The organism is Bdellovibrio sp. (assembly GCF_036384735.1).
Classification (GTDB): domain Bacteria; phylum Bdellovibrionota; class Bdellovibrionia; order Bdellovibrionales; family Bdellovibrionaceae; genus Bdellovibrio.
Genome location: NZ_DASVLT010000045.1, coordinates 67,867 through 88,785, shown reverse-complemented (window position 1 = coordinate 88,785; position 20,919 = coordinate 67,867). Strand labels below are relative to the sequence as shown.

Annotated in this window: 14 protein-coding genes; 12 read left to right on the top strand and 2 right to left on the bottom strand. The window is 44.3% G+C overall.

All coding sequences use genetic code 11. From position 1 onward, the window contains the following. Positions 1 to 43: 43 nt before the first annotated feature. From VF412_RS12890 to VF412_RS12835, 12 genes are all read left to right on the top strand, one after another. On the top strand, positions 44 to 2,047 hold the full coding sequence (locus VF412_RS12890; protein WP_331339663.1) for an alpha-1,4-glucan--maltose-1-phosphate maltosyltransferase: 2,004 nt from the start codon (positions 44 to 46) through the stop codon (positions 2,045 to 2,047). Further along, on the top strand, positions 2,025 to 5,318 hold the full coding sequence (treS, locus tag VF412_RS12885) for a maltose alpha-D-glucosyltransferase (protein ID WP_331339662.1): 3,294 nt from the start codon (positions 2,025 to 2,027) through the stop codon (positions 5,316 to 5,318). The genes VF412_RS12890 and treS overlap by 23 nt, the downstream gene beginning before the upstream one ends. Beyond that, complete coding sequence (locus VF412_RS12880; RefSeq protein WP_331339661.1) at positions 5,318 to 7,336, top strand: 4-alpha-glucanotransferase; 2,019 nt, start codon at positions 5,318 to 5,320, stop codon at positions 7,334 to 7,336. The genes treS and VF412_RS12880 overlap by 1 nt, the downstream gene beginning before the upstream one ends. Next, entirely contained in the window at positions 7,333 to 9,222 is a 1,890-nt protein-coding gene (glgB, locus tag VF412_RS12875) for a 1,4-alpha-glucan branching protein GlgB (RefSeq protein ID WP_331339660.1), read from the top strand. The genes VF412_RS12880 and glgB overlap by 4 nt, the downstream gene beginning before the upstream one ends. Continuing rightward, positions 9,219 to 11,021, top strand: coding sequence for a malto-oligosyltrehalose trehalohydrolase (treZ, locus tag VF412_RS12870; RefSeq protein ID WP_331339659.1), 1,803 nt, complete (start codon positions 9,219 to 9,221; stop codon positions 11,019 to 11,021). The genes glgB and treZ overlap by 4 nt, the downstream gene beginning before the upstream one ends. Position 11,022: 1 nt before the next feature. Continuing rightward, positions 11,023 to 13,704 (top strand): malto-oligosyltrehalose synthase, encoded by a 2,682-nt coding sequence (gene treY, locus VF412_RS12865; protein ID WP_331339658.1) that lies wholly within the window; start codon positions 11,023 to 11,025, stop codon positions 13,702 to 13,704. Positions 13,705 to 13,833: 129 nt separating this feature from the next. Beyond that, positions 13,834 to 15,009, top strand: a complete 1,176-nt coding sequence (locus VF412_RS12860; RefSeq protein ID WP_331339657.1) for an ABC transporter substrate-binding protein — start codon at positions 13,834 to 13,836, stop codon at positions 15,007 to 15,009. 14 nt (positions 15,010 to 15,023) lie between these two features. Then, a complete protein-coding gene (locus VF412_RS12855) occupies positions 15,024 to 15,893 on the top strand; it encodes a branched-chain amino acid ABC transporter permease (protein WP_331339656.1) in 870 nt (289 codons plus the stop codon). Between the two features lie 2 nt (positions 15,894 to 15,895). Continuing rightward, a complete protein-coding gene (locus VF412_RS12850) occupies positions 15,896 to 16,945 on the top strand; it encodes a branched-chain amino acid ABC transporter permease (protein ID WP_331339655.1) in 1,050 nt (349 codons plus the stop codon). Further along, positions 16,946 to 17,674 (top strand): ABC transporter ATP-binding protein, encoded by a 729-nt coding sequence (locus VF412_RS12845; protein WP_331339654.1) that lies wholly within the window; start codon positions 16,946 to 16,948, stop codon positions 17,672 to 17,674. Next, entirely contained in the window at positions 17,661 to 18,365 is a 705-nt protein-coding gene (locus VF412_RS12840; protein WP_349259010.1) for an ABC transporter ATP-binding protein, read from the top strand. The genes VF412_RS12845 and VF412_RS12840 overlap by 14 nt, the downstream gene beginning before the upstream one ends. 20 nt (positions 18,366 to 18,385) lie before the next feature. Next, entirely contained in the window at positions 18,386 to 19,321 is a 936-nt protein-coding gene (locus VF412_RS12835) for a 1-phosphofructokinase family hexose kinase (RefSeq protein ID WP_331339652.1), read from the top strand. Between the two features lie 26 nt (positions 19,322 to 19,347). Here VF412_RS12835 and VF412_RS12830 read toward each other — a convergent pair whose 3' ends face one another. Continuing rightward, positions 19,348 to 19,803, bottom strand: coding sequence for a hypothetical protein (locus tag VF412_RS12830; RefSeq protein WP_331339651.1), 456 nt, complete (start codon positions 19,801 to 19,803; stop codon positions 19,348 to 19,350). A gap of 185 nt (positions 19,804 to 19,988) precedes the next feature. Beyond that, positions 19,989 to 20,831 (bottom strand): DNA/RNA non-specific endonuclease, encoded by an 843-nt coding sequence (locus VF412_RS12825; RefSeq protein ID WP_331339650.1) that lies wholly within the window; start codon positions 20,829 to 20,831, stop codon positions 19,989 to 19,991. Positions 20,832 to 20,919 lie beyond the last annotated feature (88 nt).

The window sequence follows — 20,919 nt, the reverse complement described above, 5'->3', positions numbered from 1 at the left end:
TAGTCATCAACTTAGGACACTCATTTCAGAAAGTGTGTTGAGTATGGCAAAGCAGCAGAGTCAGCGTCCCTCCAGAGTTATCATTGACAGAGTTCTGCCAGAAATAGACCGAGGCAGATTTGCGGCGAAACGCTACGACGATGAACAAATTAAAATCACGGCACACATCTTGGTCGACGGTCACGACATGGTGAAGGGGCGAGTGCTCTTAAGGCACTCCTCAGAGCAAACTCCCCACATTCTTCAGTTAAAAGATCAGGGGAATGATAAATGGAGTACGGAATTCCATCTAAAAAAATTAGGCCGATATTACTTTACAGTGCAGGCTGCGGTGGATCGCTTCGGAACGTGGCGCGCTGATATGCAAAAGAAAATCGATGCGCAACAAAATGTCTCTGTTGATCTGCTGATTGGCGAGCGCCTGGTAAAATCGTGGTTCGCCTTCGTAAATGATTCCGAGAAAGAGTTTTTAAAAAAGTTTTATAGCACTCTAAAGTCGTGGTCGAAAACTTCGTTTCTGACGGTCGGTGACTTCAATGCTTGGGCACAAACTCCCGAATTAGAAAGAATCGCCTACGAACAATTCGATAAAGCGAGTTTCATCCAATACGATCACGAGGTGCCATTGCAAGTGGAGCCGGCGCAGGCACGTTTTAGCACGTGGTATGAATTCTTTCCGCGATCTACAGTGACGGGGCCCGCTCGCCACGGAACTTTCAAAGATGCGGAAGCTCGCCTCGATGATATAAAGAAAATGGGTTTTGATGTTGTTTATCTTCCGCCCATTCATCCGGTGGGAAAAGCCTTCCGCAAAGGCAAGAATAATACTTTGAATGCCCAGGCAGATGACGTCGGCAGTCCCTGGGCCATCGGCGGTGAAGAGGGGGGACACAAATCCATTTTTAGCCAATACGGAACGATGGAGGATTTTCATTCACTGGTGAAAAAGGCAAATTCCATGGAACTGCAAGTGGCTATGGACATTGCCTATCAATGTTCGCCTGATCATCCCTACGTCAAGGAACATCCCGAGTGGTTTAAGCAACGACCCGACGGAAGTATTCAATATGCCGAAAATCCTCCTAAGAAATATCAAGATATTTATCCCTTCGACTTTGAATCGACGGCTTGGAGGGAAATGTGGGAAGAACTTCGCAGTGTCGTCGATTTTTGGATTGCGCAAGGTGTGCGCATCTTTCGCGTCGATAATCCTCACACAAAGGCATTTCATTTTTGGGAATGGATGATCGCTGAGGTTAAAGAAAATAATCCAGATGTGATCTTTCTTTCCGAAGCGTTTACTCGCCCCAAAATTATGGCTTACTTAGCGAAAATTGGTTTCAGTCAATCCTATACCTATTTCACATGGAGAAACACGAAGTGGGAACTGACTCAGTACATGAACAGACTCACACAGACTGAACTTGCAGATTATTTCGTGCCGAACTTCTGGCCGAATACTCCAGATATTTTGCCGCTTTCATTGCAAGAGCAGAACGAAACGATGTTCAAGCAAAGACTTGTCTTGGCGGCCACCCTTTCAAGCAATTATGGAATTTATGGTCCCGCCTTTGAGTTGATGGTTTCAACACCGAGACAACCCGGCGCTGAAGAGTATTTGAATTCAGAGAAATACGAAATTTATCAATGGAATTTGAATGCGCCGAATATCACGCCCTATATTACAAAGGTCAATCAAATCAGAAAACAGGAAAAGGCTTTGCAGTCGAATCGGAACTTCCGTTTTCATCCCATTGATAATGAATTTCTGCTGGCCTATTCCAAAAGCGACGGCGGAGATCGCATCGTTGTTATTGTGAATCTTGATGCAAAAAACAAGCAGTCGGGATGGGTCGAGTTGCCTTTGATCGACTGGAGTATTCCCGAGGCCAGTAATTTTGTGGTGCATGATCTTTTAACGGACATTCATTACTCGTGGAAGGGCTGGCGCAATTATATTGAGCTTCGGCCAGGAGCTCCAGCGCATATCTTCAAAATTAAAACTATTAGCAAAGTGACGGATTATGATTACGGCTACGTCGAATAAAAAAAATCCACTTTGGTATAAAGATGCCATTATTTATCAACTTCATGTGCGTGCTTTTCATGATTCGAATGAAGACGGCATTGGAGATTTTCAAGGGTTGATCCAAAAGCTCGATTATCTTTCAAGTCTGGGCATTACTGCCATTTGGCTCTTGCCATTTTATCCATCGCCTTTAAAGGATGATGGATATGACATTGCCGACTATACGAATATCAATCCTTCTTATGGAACGATGGAAGACTTTGAAAGATTCCTCGACGAAGCTCATCGCCGCAACATACGAGTGATCACTGAGCTTGTTATCAATCACACCTCTGATCAACATGAGTGGTTTCAAAAATCCCGAAGGGCTCCCCCAGGGTCTTTCTGGAGAAATTTCTATGTATGGAGTGATGATCCGCGCAAATATAAAAGTGCACGCATTATCTTTAAAGATTTTGAAACGTCCAATTGGGCCTGGGATCCGATAGCGAAAAGTTATTACTGGCATCGCTTCTACTCCCATCAGCCGGATTTGAATTTTGATAATCCTGAGGTTGAAAAGGCTGTTTTCAAAGCTTTGGATTTTTGGATGGAACGCGGTGTGGATGGAATGCGTTTGGATGCTGTTCCCTATTTGTTCGAGCGGGAAGGAACTAGCTGTGAGAACCTTCCAGAAACTCACGCATTTCTAAAAAAGCTACGCACATATATTGATGAAAAATATCCCGGTCGTATGTTGCTCGCCGAAGCGAATCAGTGGCCTGAAGACGCTGTGAATTATTTTGGGAGCGGGGATGAATGTCATATGAACTTTCATTTTCCTTTGATGCCGCGTTTGTTTATGGCGTTAAAAATGGAAGATCGTTATTCCATTATCGATATTTTAAAACAAACTCCTGATATTCCAGAGAATTGCCAGTGGGCGACGTTCCTGCGCAATCATGACGAGATGACCTTGGAAATGGTCACCGATGAAGAGCGCGATTACATGTATCAAGTATACGCCAGTGATCCGCGAGCTCGAATTAATCTGGGTGTTCGTCGTAGGCTCGCGCCTTTGGCCGGAAATGATCGAAGACAAATCGAACTTTTAAACAGTCTTTTGTTCTCGTTACCAGGATCGCCAATTATTTATTATGGCGATGAAATCGGAATGGGCGATAACATTTACCTTGGGGATCGAGATGGTGTACGCACTCCTTTTCAGTGGAGTCTTGATCGCAATGCAGGATTTTCTAAAGCCAATCCGCAAAAGCTTTATCTGCCGGTGATTTCGACCCCGGATTATCACGCAGAAACTATAAATGTCGAGAATATGCGTGCCAATCCGCTTTCTCTATTATGGTGGATGGCGAAGGTTATCGCTCTGCGTACCTCTCATCCTGTTTTAAGTCGTGGGAAGTTAGAGTTTATCGACAGCACAAATCCGAAAGTTCTAACTTACATGCGTGAACTTGAGGGCGAGCGTATGATCTGTGTGGTGAATCTGTCGCGTAACGCGCAGTTTGTCTCGTTGGATTTAAAGCGGTTTAAGGGCTCTAGACCATTTGAAGTTTTTGGACAGACACAGTTTCCGACAGTCACAGAAGAACCATATATTTTAACTTTAGGCCCTTATAGTTTCTACTGGCTGAAAATTTCCGATCAGCAGGTCGATAATGAAAATGCATGGCGGGAACAGTCCTTGGCTCTTGATGTGGATGAAAGTCCTCTTCGTTACTTGCAAAGTGGCCGCCTGCATCGCGGGCTTTCACAAAACATTCGCTATTATTTAGAAAGAGCTCGTTGGTTCGGGGGCAAAGGGCGTCGGATTACCCTTTTGGAGCTAATGCACTCCATTGCGATTCCCGAGGCGGCGGATTCCGCAAGTTTAAATATTCTGAAAGTGAATTTCTCGGAAGGGCTGCCTTCATACTATCTGATCGGTCTTGCTTATGCCGATGGTGAAAAGGCGAAAAAGATCATTTCGGAAAAATCTAAGATCATCATTTGCGAAACCATAGGTGAAAAAGCTGGTGTTTTCTATGATGCCCTCGGTGATGGCGCGTTCAACACTCAGATGCTGAACTTCATCGTTTCAGGAAAAGTGCTGAGTGCTTCTCAGGGAAGATTGGTCGCACAATTTGTCGGAGACAAATCCGCAGAGATTCCCGACGTCACGATGGGATCATTTGAGCAAAGCAATACCTCGGCCACATTTGGCAAGCAGTACTATTTGAAATTCTATCGGAAGTTGGCGGAGGGCGAGCAACCAGAAATCGAAATCGGAAAATTTTTGGCCGAAAAGCAGTTTGCTGATGCGGGCGCATATCTAGGATCTCTAACTTATAAATCGGGTACGACTTCAATGTCTTTGGCTGTCGTACAGAAGCTGGTTGAAAATGAAACGGATGGATGGACATTGATTGTTCGTCAGGTCGAACAGATTGCTGAGCGAATGTTAACCGAGCCCTTGAAAGATGGAGCGGAAGTGATTCCACCTTATCATCTGCGAGATTATATCGAAGTGAATCCACCGACATACTATCAAAATATCGCAGGTTACACTTTAGAGCTCGCCCGTAAACTTGGAGTGAAAACGGCCAACATGCATCTGGTCCTTGGCGGTGACACAGATTTGCCGAATTTTGTGCCCGAACTCTATACTCCTTTCCATCAGCGGTCTATTTTCCAAAGTTTTAGAAATCTGGCAGATAAGGTTTTAGACCAGCTCAAAGCTTCATTAGTTCATCTGAAAGACGATAATCTGAAACTAGCCCAAGAGCTTCTGTCGAAGGAGGATTTGATCTACAAAAAGTTCAGCGCCATGAAGGGGATGCCGTTGGATGCTCCAAGAATTCGTATTCATGGTGATTATCATTTGGGACAGGTTCTTTTCACTGGGCAAGATTTTGTGATCATTGATTTTGAAGGGGAGCCGGCAAGAACTTTAGGGGAAAGAAAGCTAAAGCGTTCGCCATTGAAAGATGTCGCGGGCATGCTTCGTTCTTTCGATTATGCGGCTGAATTCCATTTAAAGAAGAATGTTTTGAAAGATCAGCAAAAGGAACATGGAGAAGAATATCTTAAGATCTGGTCTGCGTGGGCAGGTATAGAGTTTGTTAAAGCTTATCTCGCTAAAATGAACGGAGCCTTGCTGCCATCTCATCTAGAGCAAACAGAAATGCTTCTTGAAATGTTCCTGCTAGAGAAAGCGTTGTACGAAGTCGGCTATGAACTTAGAAATCGTCCAGAATGGGTTGATATTCCACTGCGTGGAGTTTTAAAAATCATTCGGGGAGGAGTCTAGTGTATTTGCCACATTCGAAATACAGCCTAAGACTGTTACGTAGGACGGCACGTCTGTGGGGAGTGCAACCGGATTATATTAACGCCTTAGGAAGAACTGTCAGAATTGAATCTGCTGCTTTAATACGCGTTCTTGAAAAATACACTGAAACAACTATACAAGGAGATCGAGATCTTGAACAGCTTGCGGTAAAAGCAAAGTTGGAAAAGTTTGATCGAATTTTAGCTCCTGTGTATGTGTTCGACTCTGAAAAAAAAATAATCACCGGATGGTGGCCCGACTCCGAAAAATGGGGAGACCCAGAAGTTTCAATTGAACTGGAGCATACGACCAAAAAGCCCGTTGAATTTCTGATTAAAAGGGACCTTGGAACAATTCATGTTGGCGAGAGAAAATTTTTAAAATTTTCTATAGAGCTAAAAACGACATGGCCTATTGGTTATCAGCGGGTTTATTTAACGGTGTCCGGAAAGAAAGCACAGTGTCTTGTGCTTATTCCTCCACCACCGGCGAAGGCGCCTCCGCAAAAACGTTGGGGATTATTTGCACCACTTTATGCCATTCGTAATCGTCGCAATTGGGGATGCGGGGATATTACTGATATCGGTCTTCTGCAAAAGAAAATTTTTGCAGAAGGAGGAAGCTTCTTCGGAAGTCTTCCAATGCTGGCGACTGATCTAAAAAAAGGGGCTGATCCCAGTCCCTATACTCCGCTTTCGAAATTATTTTGGAATGAGCTTTATTTAGACGTCGATGTTTTATTAAAGAATCGACCTGAAATTCAAAAGCTCTGCGAGTCACAAGAGTTTTTGAAAGAGAAAAAGCGTCTTCAAGATTTGCCTTTTACGGATCATAGTGCAGTGGCTGCGCTCAAAAGACCGATTTTAAAATTATTGGCAAAGGACTTCTTTGCCAATGAAGCGGAACATTCTGAGACGTACAACACGTACCTTGAAACAGCTCCCTTTGCCATGGCCTATGCTATGTTCAGATCTCAAGGGGACCGCGAAGAATTCGAGTATCATCTTTATGTTCAGTTCCAAATGGACCAGGCTTTGGGAAGACTTGCGACTTTGGCACATGAAGGAAAAACAGCTCATCTTTATCTTGATGTTCCCGTAGGAGTCAGTCGCGCGGGATTCGATGCAAAACATTTCGCTTCAAGTTTTTTACATGACTTTAGTGCTGGGGCTCCTCCGGACATGATGTTTCACAATGGACAAAATTGGGGCTTTGCCCCGCTTCATCCAAGAAAATTGCGAGACAATGGGTATGAATACTTCATTCACAGTCTTCGTCAGCAAATGCGCTATGCGGGAATTTTGCGCTTAGACCATGTTATGGGTTTACAGAGGATGTACGTGATTCCCGAGGGCGTGAAAGTCAGTGATGGCACCTACGTGCGCTTTCATCGTCGCGAGTTCTTTGCCATTCTTGCCATTGAATCCTACCGCGCAAGAAATCAAGTCGTGGGCGAGGATTTAGGAACCGTGCCGATGGAAATGCGGAAGATTTTAAATCGCAATCACTGTCTTGGAATGTGGGTCTTCCCTTTTGAGGCTGGCGATAAACCTTCTCAGTCTATCAAAAGTGCTGAATCGCTAAAACTTGCCTGTTTAAACACTCACGACATGATTCCTTTTGTTGGCTATTGTGAGGGGCGCGATATCAAGCTCTTTAAAGAATTAAAGATGCTGACTGAAAATGAATTGGAAGGGCAACTTAAAGAACGCGGCAAGATTGTTAATGGATGGCTTAATCAAGAAAAAGAAATGACATTTCAACAATTAAGCAAACGTTATATGGAAAGAATGGCGTCAGGACCTTGCGAGCTTTTGCAAATTAATATTGAAGATCTCTGGGGCGAAACAGAACCACAGAATATTCCTGGAACCTGGAAAGAATATCCAAATTGGCGAAAGAAATTAAAATACAGCACGGAAGAATGGCTTGAGAATCCTGAGCTCAATGCTTTCTTTGAGCGCATTTCTCAATTGCGCGAAGGCGAGGTCCTATGAGCTGGCTCACTCCCGAAGAGCTTTATCTGTTTAACGAAGGACGCTATCACCGCGCCTATGAAAAAATGGGTGCGCACTTTGCGCAATTGGGTGGTAAAAAAGGAGTTTGGTTTTCGGTGTGGGCTCCGAATGTAAAACGGGTTTCTGCTGTCGGTGATTTCAATGGTTGGGACACGGAAAAAGGTCTTTTGGAACCTTTAGAAAATTCGGGAATTTGGAGTGCCTTTATCCCCGGAGCCAAAAAAGGTCAGACCTATAAGTTTCGAATGGAAACTTTAAGTGGTCATTATGTCGAGAAGGCAGACCCATTTTCATTCTGGAGTGAAGATCCACCGCGCACGGCAAGTAAAATATCAGATATTAATTACTCCTGGAAAGACAAAGAATGGATGCAAACACGAAAAGATCGTCAAGCCGCGAGTCAGGCGATATCCATTTATGAGGTGCATCTGGGATCTTGGCGCAGAAATCCCAGTGAGGGCAATCGCTCACTCACTTACCGGGAACTTGCTGAAGAACTTCCGGCCTATGTCAAAGAAATGAAATTCACCCATGTCGAAATGATGCCGGTCATGGAGCATCCTTTTTATGGATCGTGGGGATATCAGACCACGAGTTATTTTTCTCCGTCAGGACGTTATGGATCGCCAGAGGATTTCATGTTTTTAGTGGATCGTCTTCATCAAGAAGGTATTGGCGTGATTCTGGACTGGGTGCCTTCGCATTTTCCCGCGGATGATTTTGCTTTGGCAAATTTCACGGGCGGTCCGTTGTTTGAACACGCAGATCCAAGATTGGGTTTTCATCCAGAGTGGAAAAGTTTAATTTTCAATTATGGTCGCAGAGAGGTGCGCAGCTTTCTCATCTCCAGTGCGATGTATTGGTTAGATCGCTTTCACGTCGATGGAATTCGGGTCGATGCAGTGGCCTCGATGTTGTATCTGGATTACTCACGTAAGCCTGGTGAGTGGGTACCAAATATGTATGGTGGTCACGAGAATTTGGAAGCCGTGCATTTCCTAAAAGAGCTGAACGAGAGCGTTTACAAAGCCTATCCTGATATTCACATGATCGCAGAGGAGTCTACTGCGTGGCCGAAAGTGTCGGCACCTACTTTTGCCGGTGGGTTGGGTTTTGACATGAAATGGGATATGGGTTGGATGCACGATACCTTTCAATATTTTCAGAAAGATCCTGTATATCGCAAATATCATCAAAACGATCTGACTTTTAGATCTCTATATGCTTTTAGCGAGAATTTTGTTTTGTCTATTTCCCATGATGAAGTCGTTTATGGGAAAGGCTCAGTCTTAAATAAGATGAGCGGGGATGAGTGGCAAAAGTTTGCAAATCTTCGAGTACTCTATGCCTATATGTTCGCGCTGCCAGGAAAGAAATTACTTTTCATGGGTTCTGAGTTTGCTCAAGGTTCCGAGTGGAATCATGATTCGTCTTTAGATTGGCACTTGCTTCAATATCCCTCTCATCGTGGCATAAGTTTCCTTGTTCGCTATTTAAATCATATTTATCGAAATGAATCCGCCCTGCATGAGCTGGATTTTTCCGCGGATGGTTTTGAGTGGCTTGATGCACAAGACAGCGATCATAGTATTATCTCCTTTTATCGCAAAAACAAAAAAGGCGAGGAGGTCCTTTGCGCCTTTAATATGACTCCGGTCCCCCAATATGGTTATCACCTTGGAGTAAACACCTCAGGTTTTTGGAAGGAAATTTTAAGCACGGACGCCACAGATTATGGCGGATCGGGTATGGGAAATATGGGTGGGGTGGAAGCTGAATCCATTCCCACACACAATCGCAAATACAGTTTACGTCTGACTTTGCCGCCTTTGGGGGCGGTCTTTCTGAAAGCCGGCAGAATATGAATGTCAAAGTTGGGGCCTGGCCTTCCTTTGACACAACGACATTTCGCGTTTGGGCCCCGAAAGCTCAGATCGTAGAAGTCGTAGGTATGAACCCGGGGGTAAAAAAAGTTTTTCCTCTGATCGCAGGCGAGCATGGATATTTTGAAGGTTCTCTGAATGGTTTCAAAGATGGCGACCTTTATAAATTTCGCATCGATGGTAAAACAGATTTGCCTGATCCTGCCTCGCGCTATCAGCCGGAAGGCCCCCATGGGCCATCGCAAATTGTGGCGGAAGAATTTCCGTGGACAGATCAGTTGTGGAAGGGCATTCCCCTCGAGGATCTTATTGTTTACGAACTGCATGTTGGAACTTTTAGTCCTGAAGGAACTTTTTCTGGAATTCAAAAAAGGATTCCTCACTTCAAAAAATTGGGAATTAACGCAATCGAGATCATGCCCATTGGTCAGTTTGCGGGAAAAAGAAATTGGGGCTACGATGGTGTCGCTATTTTTGCGACTCACAGTTCTTACGGCACCGTCAAAGATTTGAAAGAGCTTGTTAACGAATGTCATAAAAATGGCATCGCTGTTCTGCTTGATGTTGTCTATAACCACATGGGGCCAGAGGGAAATTATTTATCTCAGTGGGGAACTTACTTTCAAGACAAATATAAAACGCCGTGGGGCGAGGCCTTGAATTACGACGGCTTTGGAGGCGATGAAGTTCGCAATTATTTCTTGCAAAATGCCAGACAGTGGCTTGAGGAGTTTCACTTTGACGGCTTACGCCTTGATGCGACTCATGCAATCTTTGACACTTCAGCAGTTCCTTTCTTAGAGCAGTTGAGTGATTTAGCAAGAGATCTTGAGCGAAAGCTTCATCGCACTATTTACCTTATCGCCGAAAATGAAAACAACGATCCGCGAATTCTACAGGATTCACAGCATGGCGGTTGGGGACTGACGGGACAGTGGGCGGACGATCTTCATCATGTTATTCATACGACTCTGACGAAGGAAACGCAGGGGTATTACGAGGATTTCGGAACGATTCAACAATTTGCAGATTGCTTTAGAAAAGGAATTCTGTACGAAAACCTGTATTCGCTATTTCGTCAACGTCATCAGGGGCGAAGTTATGAAAATATCGACCGTCGTCGGCTTGTGGTGTGCTCTCAAAATCATGATCAAATCGGCAATCGCAAATTAGGGGATCGTTTGATTTCGTTAACGGATGATCGCAGGCAGCGTCTGGCGGCGGCCACCGTATTTCTATCTGGATGTATGCCGCTGATATTCATGGGGGAAGAATGGGGAGCAAAAACTCCTTTCCAGTATTTTGTTGATCATACAGATAAAAATATTTTAAAGGCCACACAAGAAGGACGAAAGAATGAATTTGCCGCCTTTGGATGGAATGAAGACGTTCCAGATCCAGGAAGTGAAAAGACTTTCTTAAATTCCAAACTGGATTGGGAAGAGGAAGTAAGCTCCACGGGGCAGTCCTTTGAGGTGTATTATAGGCGCTTGATCGATCTTTCCAAGAAACTGCGCCGTCATCAGCTGATGGATCGTCGACATATACAAACCCGAGTCAACTTGCAGATGCAAACTATCGAGGTTCTTGTGAATCATAATTCTTCGAAGTTTGAATTGTTCTTTAATCTTAGCGAGGTCCCCGTGACTTATGATTTTCAAGATTCGTCATTAGAAGGACTGCTAGATTCATCGAATCCCGAAGGACATATCAATATGATGCCTTCCTTGGTGGCTCATCCCTATTCGGTTTTAGTTGCTGGACACTTTGCCCGAGGATAATATGTCACGTTCATTTCGTTCGACCTATCGGCTACAACTTCATAAGGATTTCACTTTCGCGGATGCGCGAAAAATTCTTGGCTATTTAAGCAAGCTCGGCATCTCTCATGTCTATTTGTCGCCCATTTTAGAGTCTGTTGAAGGAAGCAATCACGGATATGATGGTGTCAATCCCACTGTCATAAGTGCAGAACGCGGTGGTGAAGAAGAGTTTGAGTCATTAGTGAGGAGGATTTCTCAAGATAAGTCTTTAGAGGGTTTGATTTTGGATATTGTTCCCAATCATCTGGCAACACATTCAAGCAATCCCGCCTGGTGGGATGTTTTGAGAAATGGCAAACAGTCATCGTCATGGAAGATATTTGATATTAAGAAAAGTCCTAAGTATGGATTTAAAATCGTTCTTCCTGTGTTGGGAAGAAGTTTGCAGGCCGTTATTGCTTCAAGAGAATTAAAGATCGGCATTGCTGGTGAAGAGCTGGTACTAAAGTATTTTGACCATATTTTCCCCGTAAAGTTGGATTCTTATCCCAGTATATTTATCGCAGCGGCGACCGAGCTTTCTGAAAAAGGTGAGATTCCGCCCTGGATGAAGCAGTTTAAATCGTCAAAGCGCAATACGCCTCAGGGGGCAGTATTGGCAAAAAAATTGACGGCGTGGTTGAGTAAAAATAAAAGAAATGCGTTGGCCTTAGAAAAAAGTTTGCTGACGATTCCAGTTAAAACTTTGGAAAAAACTTTAGTCGAGCAGAACTATGTCTTGCGTGACTGGCGTGCCGGCACTCGTGAGATCAACTATCGTCGCTTTTTTGACATCAATGACCTAGTCGGAATGAGGATTGAAGACGAAAAGGTTTTTCGGTGGGCTCACTCGAAGATCGCGGATTTGCTAAAAAAATATAGCAATATTCATGGCCTTCGTGTTGACCATGTGGATGGCCTGGCTTTTCCAGAGCAATATCTAAAAAGACTAGCGAAGGAATGCGATAACGTGTGGGTCGAAAAGATTCTTGGCAATGGTGAACTCATGCCACAGGATTGGAAGATACTTGGTTCAACAGGATATGAATTTTCAGTGATCAGTGCACGCTTGTTTGTCGATGTGCCGGGTTTACTCAATCTGCATTCTCACTACCTGAGGCGTATCGACGATCGCTGGGAGCTATTCCATGACTGTGTCTATGACAGCAAAAGAGAAATGCTGGAGTCGTACTTCGTCGCTGAAGTTAATTATCTGGTCGATCTTTTCTATTCCGAAGTGGCCCCGAGAAAGAGAAAGCTCTTTTCAAGGGAAGATTTAGCGCAAGCTTTGATTGAAGTGACGTCCTCCCTGCGTGTTTACCGAACTTATGCGAAAAAAGGACAGCCGACAAAGTCTCGATGGCTTGAAGAAGCCTTAAGTGAAGCAGAGGCGCGTGGTAAAATCTCTTCCAAAGCGGCCTTTGAGTGGCTGCGTTCGTTGCTTCTTTCGCCAAGTGGCAAATGGAGTGATGGCGAGTTCACGTGCATCAAACGTTGGGAGCAACTAACCGGCCCCGTTATGGCAAAGGGATTAGAAGATACTGCTCTGTATCGCTATTGTCCGCTTTTATCTCTCAATGGGGTGGGCGGCGAGCCTGACTGGGTCGGAGATGGTTCCCTTGAGTATCATCGCTTCCAGCAAGAGCAAGTTCGAAATTATCCTTATAATTTAAATACTACATCGACTCATGATACGAAACGAAGCGAGGATGTAAGGTCGCGCATTGATGTCCTTTCCGAAGTGGCAGATGAATGGAATAAACTGAGTGAAAGTCTGATCAGGCAAGTCCCGGCGGAAGAAGCTCCGTCTCGAAGAGCTGTTTATCTTATTTCAGAAACCATTATCGGGGCATGGCCTTTTGACGGCAAAATCGATTCAGAATTTATTGAAAGAATGCAGAAGTATTTTATCAAAGCTGCTCGGGAGTCAAAAACTGAAACCAGTTGGTCAGAAGTTAATGAATCCTATGAAAAAAAATTGAATCTTTTTGTTGAAAGAATTTTAAATCCCAAAACAACTGGTGAAAAGCATTTTCTAAAAGCCATCGAAAACTTTGCGGACCGCTGCAGCTATTATGGAGCAATCAATTCGCTGGCGATTCTGGCTTTGAAAGTCACCTCGACCGGGGTTGCAGATTTCTATCAAGGATGCGATTTGTGGGATTTGAGTTTAGTGGATCCTGACAACCGCAGACCGGTGAATTATGAAATTAGAAGCAAAATGCTTTCGGGTTTTCCCGCACAAGCCTCCCCATCCTTTTTAAAACGCATTTGTACGCAGTGGCGATCAGGAGAGATCAAACTTTGGTTAACCTGGCGCCTGTTGCAAGAGCGAAATCGAGATATCGACCTGTTTATCAAGGCCGAGCACATCGCTTTATATCCTCAAGGTTCAGCACGATCTCAATTTGTCTCTTTCATGCGACATTTTGAAAATCGATGGATGATGGTGGTTGTTCCTAGATTTCTTGCCAATAAAGAGCCATTGAAACGAGGACTTTCTCTAACGAACACAGAGATTTTAGATGTGAGGTTTGACCTCCCGTCGGGGGCCCCTCATACTTGGCGTCATGCTTTAACCGGAAAATCTTTGAATGGAACTTCATTTAGGGCGAGGGACCTGGTGTCTGAGTTCCCCTTGGCCGTTTTATTTTCCGAGTAACTGAACGTTGCGAGTTCGTGTGTCGAGATGTATCGGTGACCAAATGTCAATGTCGTGCGGCAGGTGGTGAATCCTTGACCTTCGTTTGTTCCGATTGAAAAATAATTCTATATAAGCCCGGGAGGCTCCATGACCTTTAAGCATTTCATTGGATCTGCGGCCATTGCTGTGACGACTGCTTTGTCACTGTCTGCACAAGCTGCAAATGTTAAATTAGGTGTTATCAACTCCATCACAGGCCCAGAAGCTCCAATTGGCGAGAGCATTTCTAATGGTATCAAACTTGCGCAGGAAGACCTGGCTGCGAAAGGCACTAAAATCGACATTGTTTGGGAGGACGATACTGGTAAACCGCAAATCGCAATGAGTGCTATGGAGAAGCTTGCCACCCGTGACAATGTCGCAGGTGTTGTCGGTCCTTACACATCAGCATCGGCAAGTGCGGTGGCTCGCTTGGCAGAGAAATATAAAGTGCCATTACTCGTGCCGGCGGCGGCAAAAGAAGAAATCACTCGTCAGAATTTCAAATGGGTTTATCGAATGAATGCACCCGCTGACGTCTATGCCTCTGTTTTGATCGATGCTGTTCTTGATATGTCTAAATCTTCTGGTGCGCCAAAGACTGCTGCATTCATATATGAAAACAGTGATTTCGGAACATCGACTTCTAAAACAGCCAAAGCATACGTTATTAAAAAAGGGATGAAGGTGGTGGCCGATGAATCTTATTCGAAAGGATCGCCTGACTATCGTTCTACTTTAAGTAAGATCAAAGCGCAAAATCCTGACGTGGTCTTTATGGTTTCTTATGTTGCTGATGCCATCTTGTTGATGCGTCAATCTCGCGAGATTGGTCTGCAACCTAAGGTGTTCTTGGGTGCGGGAGCTGGCTTTACGACAGATCAATTCGCCCGAGAGAAAGATATTTCTTCTTATGTGCTGTCTTCGACTCAATGGACAGACGATGTGAAATGGCCTGGGGCCAAAGAATTTGCCCAGCGTTATAAGGCGAAATTCAAAATGGAAGCCACCTACCATGCGGCGTGTGCCTATGCTTCAATGATGGTGATGGGGCAAACAGCCGTGAAAGAGGCTTCTGATCGCGAAAAAATCCGTGCCGAACTTAAAGCGGGTAAATGGGACGGCATCATGGGGGAAGTGAAATTCCAAGACTATGAAGGCTATCAAAATCAAAATCGTCATCCGATGCTTGTTCAGCAAATCGTGAATGGCAAATATTTGACAGTGTATCCGATCAACTTAGCGGAAGCGAAACCCGTGTATCCGTTCCCTAAGTGGAAATAACTTGAGGTGAGACCGTGAAGGATCTTATTTTACAAGCCCTGATCAGTGGAATACTGATCGGGGGAGTTTACTCTTTGATCGGTATCGGTCTCACAATCATCTTCGGAGTTATGCGAGTTATTAACTTCGCTCATGGTGAAATTCTCATGGTGGGCATGTATCTGACGTACACCTTGTTCACACATTGGGGCATCGATCCCTATGTTTCGATTCTGATCACGATTCCAATTCTTTTTATCTTCGGCGGTCTTCTTCAAATTCTATTCATCAATCGGGTTCTAAATGCCCACTCTCAGAACCAAATTCTTCTGACGATTGGTTTGGGGTTGGTCATAACAAATACGATGATGATGATTTTTACTTCTGATTATAAAATTCTGACGACCACATATTCGTCTTCCAGCATGAAGTTGATGAACTTGTCGATTTCGACTCCGATGTCGATTTCTTTTTTGATCACCGGGGTGATTATTCTTGGTCTTTACTTCTTCCTTAAGAAGACAGACACAGGCCAAGCTATTTATGCGACAGCTCAAGATCGTGAAGCGGCGAAACTGATGGGTGTGAATGTTAAAATGATCTCTATCATCACTTTTGGATTGGGATCAGCTCTGGCGGGAACAGCAGGGGCTTTGGTGTCTCCGACTTATTATATTTTCCCTCAGGTCGGCGGCGCTTTTACTTTGAAAGCATTCGTCATCACGGTTCTTGGCGGGATGGGCAGCGTTCTTGGTGCAGGCCTGGGCGGCTTGATCGTTGGAATTGCGGAGTCTGTCGGAGCCGTGGCTTTTTCTGCCGGTTGGAAAGATGTTGTTGTGTATGTGATTTTCTTAGCCATCTTGCTCTTTAAGCCCTCGGGGCTTTTAGGGAAGTCGAAGGAATAGTTATGACATTTGCAAATAAGATGGCGTGGCTTTTTGTTTTAATCGGAGCAATTCTTTTAGCGATTGTTCCTCCGTTTGTGCAGAATCCTTATATCTTGCACATTATGATTTTATTTTTCATGAATGCGGCTCTCGGGGCGAGTTGGAATATTGTCGGTGGATATGCGGGTCAATATTCTTTAGGGCATGCGGCGTTTTATGGATTTGGTGCCTATGCCTCGTTGATTCTTTTGACCAAGTTTGGAATTCCCCCATGGTTTGGCGTGTGGGGAGGTGTCGCCCTGGGATGGGTCGTCGCCCTTATTGTCGGAATGATTTGTTTTAGATTGCGCGGTCCTTATTTTGTTTTGGCTTCCATCGCTGTTGCGGAAATTTTCCTGATTGCAGCTACAAATTTAGATAGCATCACAAACGGCGGCCAAGGAATTCTTGCGACAGATTTACCACCATTGAAATTAGGAAATTGGGTGGTCTCTGATTTTTCAAGCAAGGTGCCTTATTATTATATGGGACTTGCCCTGGTTCTAGTGACTTTGATTGTGACCCAGTGGGTGGATTCGTCAAAATTAGGATATCGTCTACAGGCAATTCGTGAAGATCAAGATGCGGCAGAGTCGTTGGGAATTCCCTTATCACTTAATAAAAATATAGCTTTATTACTTTCTGCGGGATTCACGGCTTTAACGGGAGGTTTTGCCGCTTTCTATGTGGGCTTTATTGATCCACCGACCACTTTATCAATCGATCTTTCCATCAGCATCGTTCTTGTTGTGATTATCGGTGGCATCGGAACAATTTTCGGCCCTTTGATCGGAGCCGTGGTTGTTGTGGCTTTGTCAGAAGCTTTGCGCAGCAATTTATTGGTGCAGGGAATTTTTGCTATGGGCTTGGTGAAGCCTGACTCTGCGACGGGATCTTTTCTTAGCGAACAGCTGTCTCATGCCCATGTTTTGATCTATGGAGTGATCGTCGTCTTAGTGATTATGTTCATGCCGCAAGGAGTTTTGGGATTCGTTCGCAAAATTTCTCGTCATAAAACGAAGGGAGCCTAAATGGCAAACCTTCTTGAAGTTAAAAACGTCAGTATGTTATTTGGTGGCTTGGCCGCGAATAAAGATGTCAGTTTCACTCTGGAAAGAGGAAAAGTTCTGGGACTGATTGGGCCTAATGGAGCAGGGAAGACGACGTTATTTAATTGTATGACGGGATTTCTTACTCCGACACATGGTGATGTCATTTTTAATGGAAAAAGAATAAATGGTCTTCGCCCCTCAAAAGTGTGTCAGCTGGGAATGGCCCGGACTTGGCAAAAAGTAAAACCTCTTGCGGGTATGAGTGTCCTTGAAAATGTTATGGTCGGCGCTCTTTGCAGGACAAGGTCATTAAAAGAAGCTCGGGAATTGGCTCGTATTCAACTAGAACAGGTGGGACTTCATACCAAGCAAGATCTTATGGCCGGAGCTTTGCCTATTGGTGAAAGAAAAAAGCTGGAAGTTGCAAGAACATTGGCAACTCAACCATCCCTGCTGTTGCTTGATGAAGTGATGGGAGGACTCAACCCGTCAGAACGTGAAGAGATGATCGCGCTCATTGGTAAAATAAATAAAAACGGCATCACTCTGGTTGTGATCGAACATGATATGAATGCGATCATGCGAGTCTCTCATGATGTTGTGGTTTTAAACTCAGGAGAAATGCTGGCCCAGGGGACGCCCCAAGAGATTGTCCAGAATAAAGCCGTGGTCGTAGCTTATTTAGGGGAAGATGATGCTGAAAATTAAAAATCTTTCTTTTAGCTATGGGGATATGCCGGTTCTTTGGGACATCAATTTGGAAGTCCAGCAAGGTGAAATAGTCACAATCGTTGGTAGTAACGGAGCCGGAAAAAGCACAATTCTAAAAAACATCTCGGGTCTAGCGGAAAATGCGGCGACAGGGCAAGTTGAATTTTTAGGGCAAGACATCACAAAGATTCCAACCCACGAACGTGTCAAGCGCGGTGTTATTCATGTTCCAGAAGGACGACGTATTTTTCCTGAAATGACCGTTCTTGAAAATTTAAATATGGGAACGTACATCGCCGGGAAAAAAGACCGTCAACAAAAAATCGATCACGCCATGGGACTGTTTCCAAAACTGAAAGAGCGTTCAGAGCAAATGGGGGGAACATTGTCAGGCGGCGAGCAGCAAATGCTTGCCATTGCCCGGGGACTTGTTGCGCAACCTAAGATTTTGATGCTGGATGAGCCGAGCCTAGGTCTATCGCCTTTGATGGTAAAAAATATTTTTCATCTGATTAAAGAAATCAATCGTCAAGGCGTTACAATTCTTCTTGTCGAGCAAAACGTGAATCAGTCACTAAAGATTTCGAATCGCGCCTATGTATTGGAAATTGGCCGAATTACACTGCAAGGAACTGCTCAGGAACTTTTGGGCAGCGCCCATGTTCGCAAGGCGTTCTTGGGGTTATAGATATCGAGAGGGAATTTGGAATGAAGAAAGTCATTTATACAATTACTCCTAATCCCGCTCTAGATTTAAGTGGCACCGTTAAAGATTTAAAACCCAACGAAAAGGCCTATGTACAGGACGAAAAAAGAGCACCTGGTGGAAACGCCATCAATGCCGCAAGAATTTTGCATCGTCTGCAAGTGCCAGTTGTTGCATCGGGCTTTTTAGGTGGCAGCACCGGGGAAGAAATCGAAGGGCTTTTGCGTGTTGAAGGTCTTCGATCAGAATTTATAAAAATTCAAGAATCCACTCGTATTAATGTCACCATTTCAAACTTAAATGATCACCAACAGACACGCTTGAGTTTTGCGGGACCGATGTTGAAGCCCGTCGAAAAAAAGAAGTTCTTCCACTTTATTAATAATAAAAATGATATGGACATCTTACTCATCGGTGGCTCGTTGCCAAAGAACTTTTCTGTGAAGGATCTTGTGCATCTTATGGCAGTCGCGCAAAGAAAGGGTGTTCGCATCATCGTAGATTGCCCGGGAGACATTTTATCAAAGGCGGTTTTAGGTAAACCCTTTCTGATCAAACCTAATTTAGAAGAGTTTCAAGTCATGACAGGGCTTCGTGGAAAATCCATTGGTGCCGTTCGAAAAAAAGCTGAAACCCTTTTAAACTCTGTGAAGTATGTCTGCGTTTCATCGGTTGAGGGCGGGGCTTTGCTTGTCACTCAAGAAGGAGCTTACTTCGGTAGGATTCCAAAAATTAAAATAAGATCCACTGTCGGAGCAGGGGATTCCATGGTTGGAGCCATGGTGTCCCAAATTTACCATCAGCAAGAGTCACCGGAAGAAATTTTACGTTGGGGTTTAGCCGCGGCGGCAGCCACTTTAAGTGAAACTGGGACGACCTTAGGAAAGGTCGCCAATATCAAAAAACTCTATAAGAAAACCACGGTTGAAAAAATTTAAGTCGCTGATCCCAGCACGTATTAGCATTAGTCATTAATGTGGCTCAAAAGTTTCAAAGAATAGTGAGAGCAAAACTTTTGAATGGCTGCAACGGAGCATTCTAAATCCGCTTGTCCTACGTTATGTCCTTGCTTGTCGAGATAAATCAAGCGACCTATTTGTGTTGCCTCTTGAGATGATTTTTGAAATCTAAACTCGACATCCGACATAGCAGTATTGGAGTTCGCCCGAATGCGAGTGGCTTCAGTTGAACAGTCGATTTCGCTAATTTCATATCCTAAAGGTCTAATGCCATAGGGAATGAGCGTATCCATCCAAAGAATGGGATTTTTCTGATTTGTTTGTGGAGCAGTCACGGACATGTATAAATATCCCTTAAAAGTCTCGTGAAATAGCCACCGACGGCAGATGTTTTGATCTTGCTCTGCCAGTGCCAAAGAGCTCAGCAACAATGTACAGAGACAGAATAAGAACTTTTTCATAAGCATCCTTTTGATGACCCTTAACATAGTAAAGACATCGAGGAATACACTTTAAAAAACCGTCACCTGTCGAAGGACAAGGAGTTCTTAACAATCAAGTTTTAGTCTGAGGTGGCAGAGCCGTTGGGTGAGTCAGGAGGATTTGTCATAAAAGCGCTCTCAGAACGAGAGCGCTTTTAAAAGAATTAAAGATTAAACGAGATGCCGGAAAGTTGTTCAACGTCTGAGATGCTGGTTTTGTATTGTTGCCAGTCATTCATGTTGCCAGATTTTGGGCTCGAGAATGATGGGCAAGACTTTGATTCAACCGGAGATTGGCTGCCATCTTCCAACGTATTCGGCATGATGACCGCCACTGTCGGCGTGTTTGCCGTGATATCCGCTGCGGTTTGGTCGGCATCCAAGATAAAGATCACTTTGAAGTCTTTAGATGGAACCAAGATATCGCTATTCGTACCGATGGCACCGAAATCTAAATCAAAGATCGGACCTGCAACGATGTATAGCTTCTTGCCAGAGCGAACCAATGTGCGCTCGTAGTTTTCAAGATGTTCCCAAATGACGCGATTTAGATAAGGCGTTTGTGGAATCATATTGCTCATCATGAAAGTGGCCTGGTTGTCTTCGCGATTGTCTGTACGATCTGCAGAAGGAATTTGGTGGCCACGATCAAAACAGCTGCCAGCATATTCTTCTGGCGCAACGGCGTGACCTTGGTTTTTCTTAGTCAAATAAGTCTCTAGATCAGAATCTTGTGAGAACTTATTTGTTCTCCCCGAATTGCCAAGATCAGAAGCTTCTAATTTCCAAGAAACCCAGTTGGGACTGCGATGATTCTTATTGTAAGAGATGACGTATTGATCTCTTGAAATAATGATCTCGGATTCATTGGTAGTCGGCAAGCTTGCGATGTTGGGGTTGCTCTTTAGAGCGACATTTCCCAAAACGGCTTCGATTTTTGCGAACGCTGAAGAAGCACTGATACATACTAGGAACGACAGAACGACCTTGTTCATTCGAATATTCATAATCTCTGATCCCCTTCATTGATTAGAATTAACTTAAGTTAAGGTGGTTTTTTTCCAAAATTCAAGGGGGAACACTTCAAGCCTGCGT

What these genes read in the sequence shown, in the direction of transcription:
- VF412_RS12890 (WP_331339663.1), top strand. Translation starts at nt 44, where the DNA reads ATGGCAAAGCAGCAGAGTCAGCGTCCCTCCAGAGTTATCATTGACAGA.
- treS (WP_331339662.1), top strand. Translation starts at nt 2,025, where the DNA reads ATGATTACGGCTACGTCGAATAAAAAAAATCCACTTTGGTATAAAGAT.
- glgB (WP_331339660.1), top strand. Translation starts at nt 7,333, where the DNA reads ATGAGCTGGCTCACTCCCGAAGAGCTTTATCTGTTTAACGAAGGACGC.
- treZ (WP_331339659.1), top strand. Translation starts at nt 9,219, where the DNA reads ATGAATGTCAAAGTTGGGGCCTGGCCTTCCTTTGACACAACGACATTT.
- treY (WP_331339658.1), top strand. Translation starts at nt 11,023, where the DNA reads ATGTCACGTTCATTTCGTTCGACCTATCGGCTACAACTTCATAAGGAT.
- VF412_RS12860 (WP_331339657.1), top strand. Translation starts at nt 13,834, where the DNA reads ATGACCTTTAAGCATTTCATTGGATCTGCGGCCATTGCTGTGACGACT.
- VF412_RS12850 (WP_331339655.1), top strand. Translation starts at nt 15,896, where the DNA reads ATGACATTTGCAAATAAGATGGCGTGGCTTTTTGTTTTAATCGGAGCA.
- VF412_RS12845 (WP_331339654.1), top strand. Translation starts at nt 16,946, where the DNA reads ATGGCAAACCTTCTTGAAGTTAAAAACGTCAGTATGTTATTTGGTGGC.
- VF412_RS12840 (WP_349259010.1), top strand. Translation starts at nt 17,661, where the DNA reads ATGCTGAAAATTAAAAATCTTTCTTTTAGCTATGGGGATATGCCGGTT.
- VF412_RS12835 (WP_331339652.1), top strand. Translation starts at nt 18,386, where the DNA reads ATGAAGAAAGTCATTTATACAATTACTCCTAATCCCGCTCTAGATTTA.
- VF412_RS12830 (WP_331339651.1), bottom strand. Translation starts at nt 19,803, where the DNA reads ATGAAAAAGTTCTTATTCTGTCTCTGTACATTGTTGCTGAGCTCTTTG.
- VF412_RS12825 (WP_331339650.1), bottom strand. Translation starts at nt 20,831, where the DNA reads ATGAATATTCGAATGAACAAGGTCGTTCTGTCGTTCCTAGTATGTATC.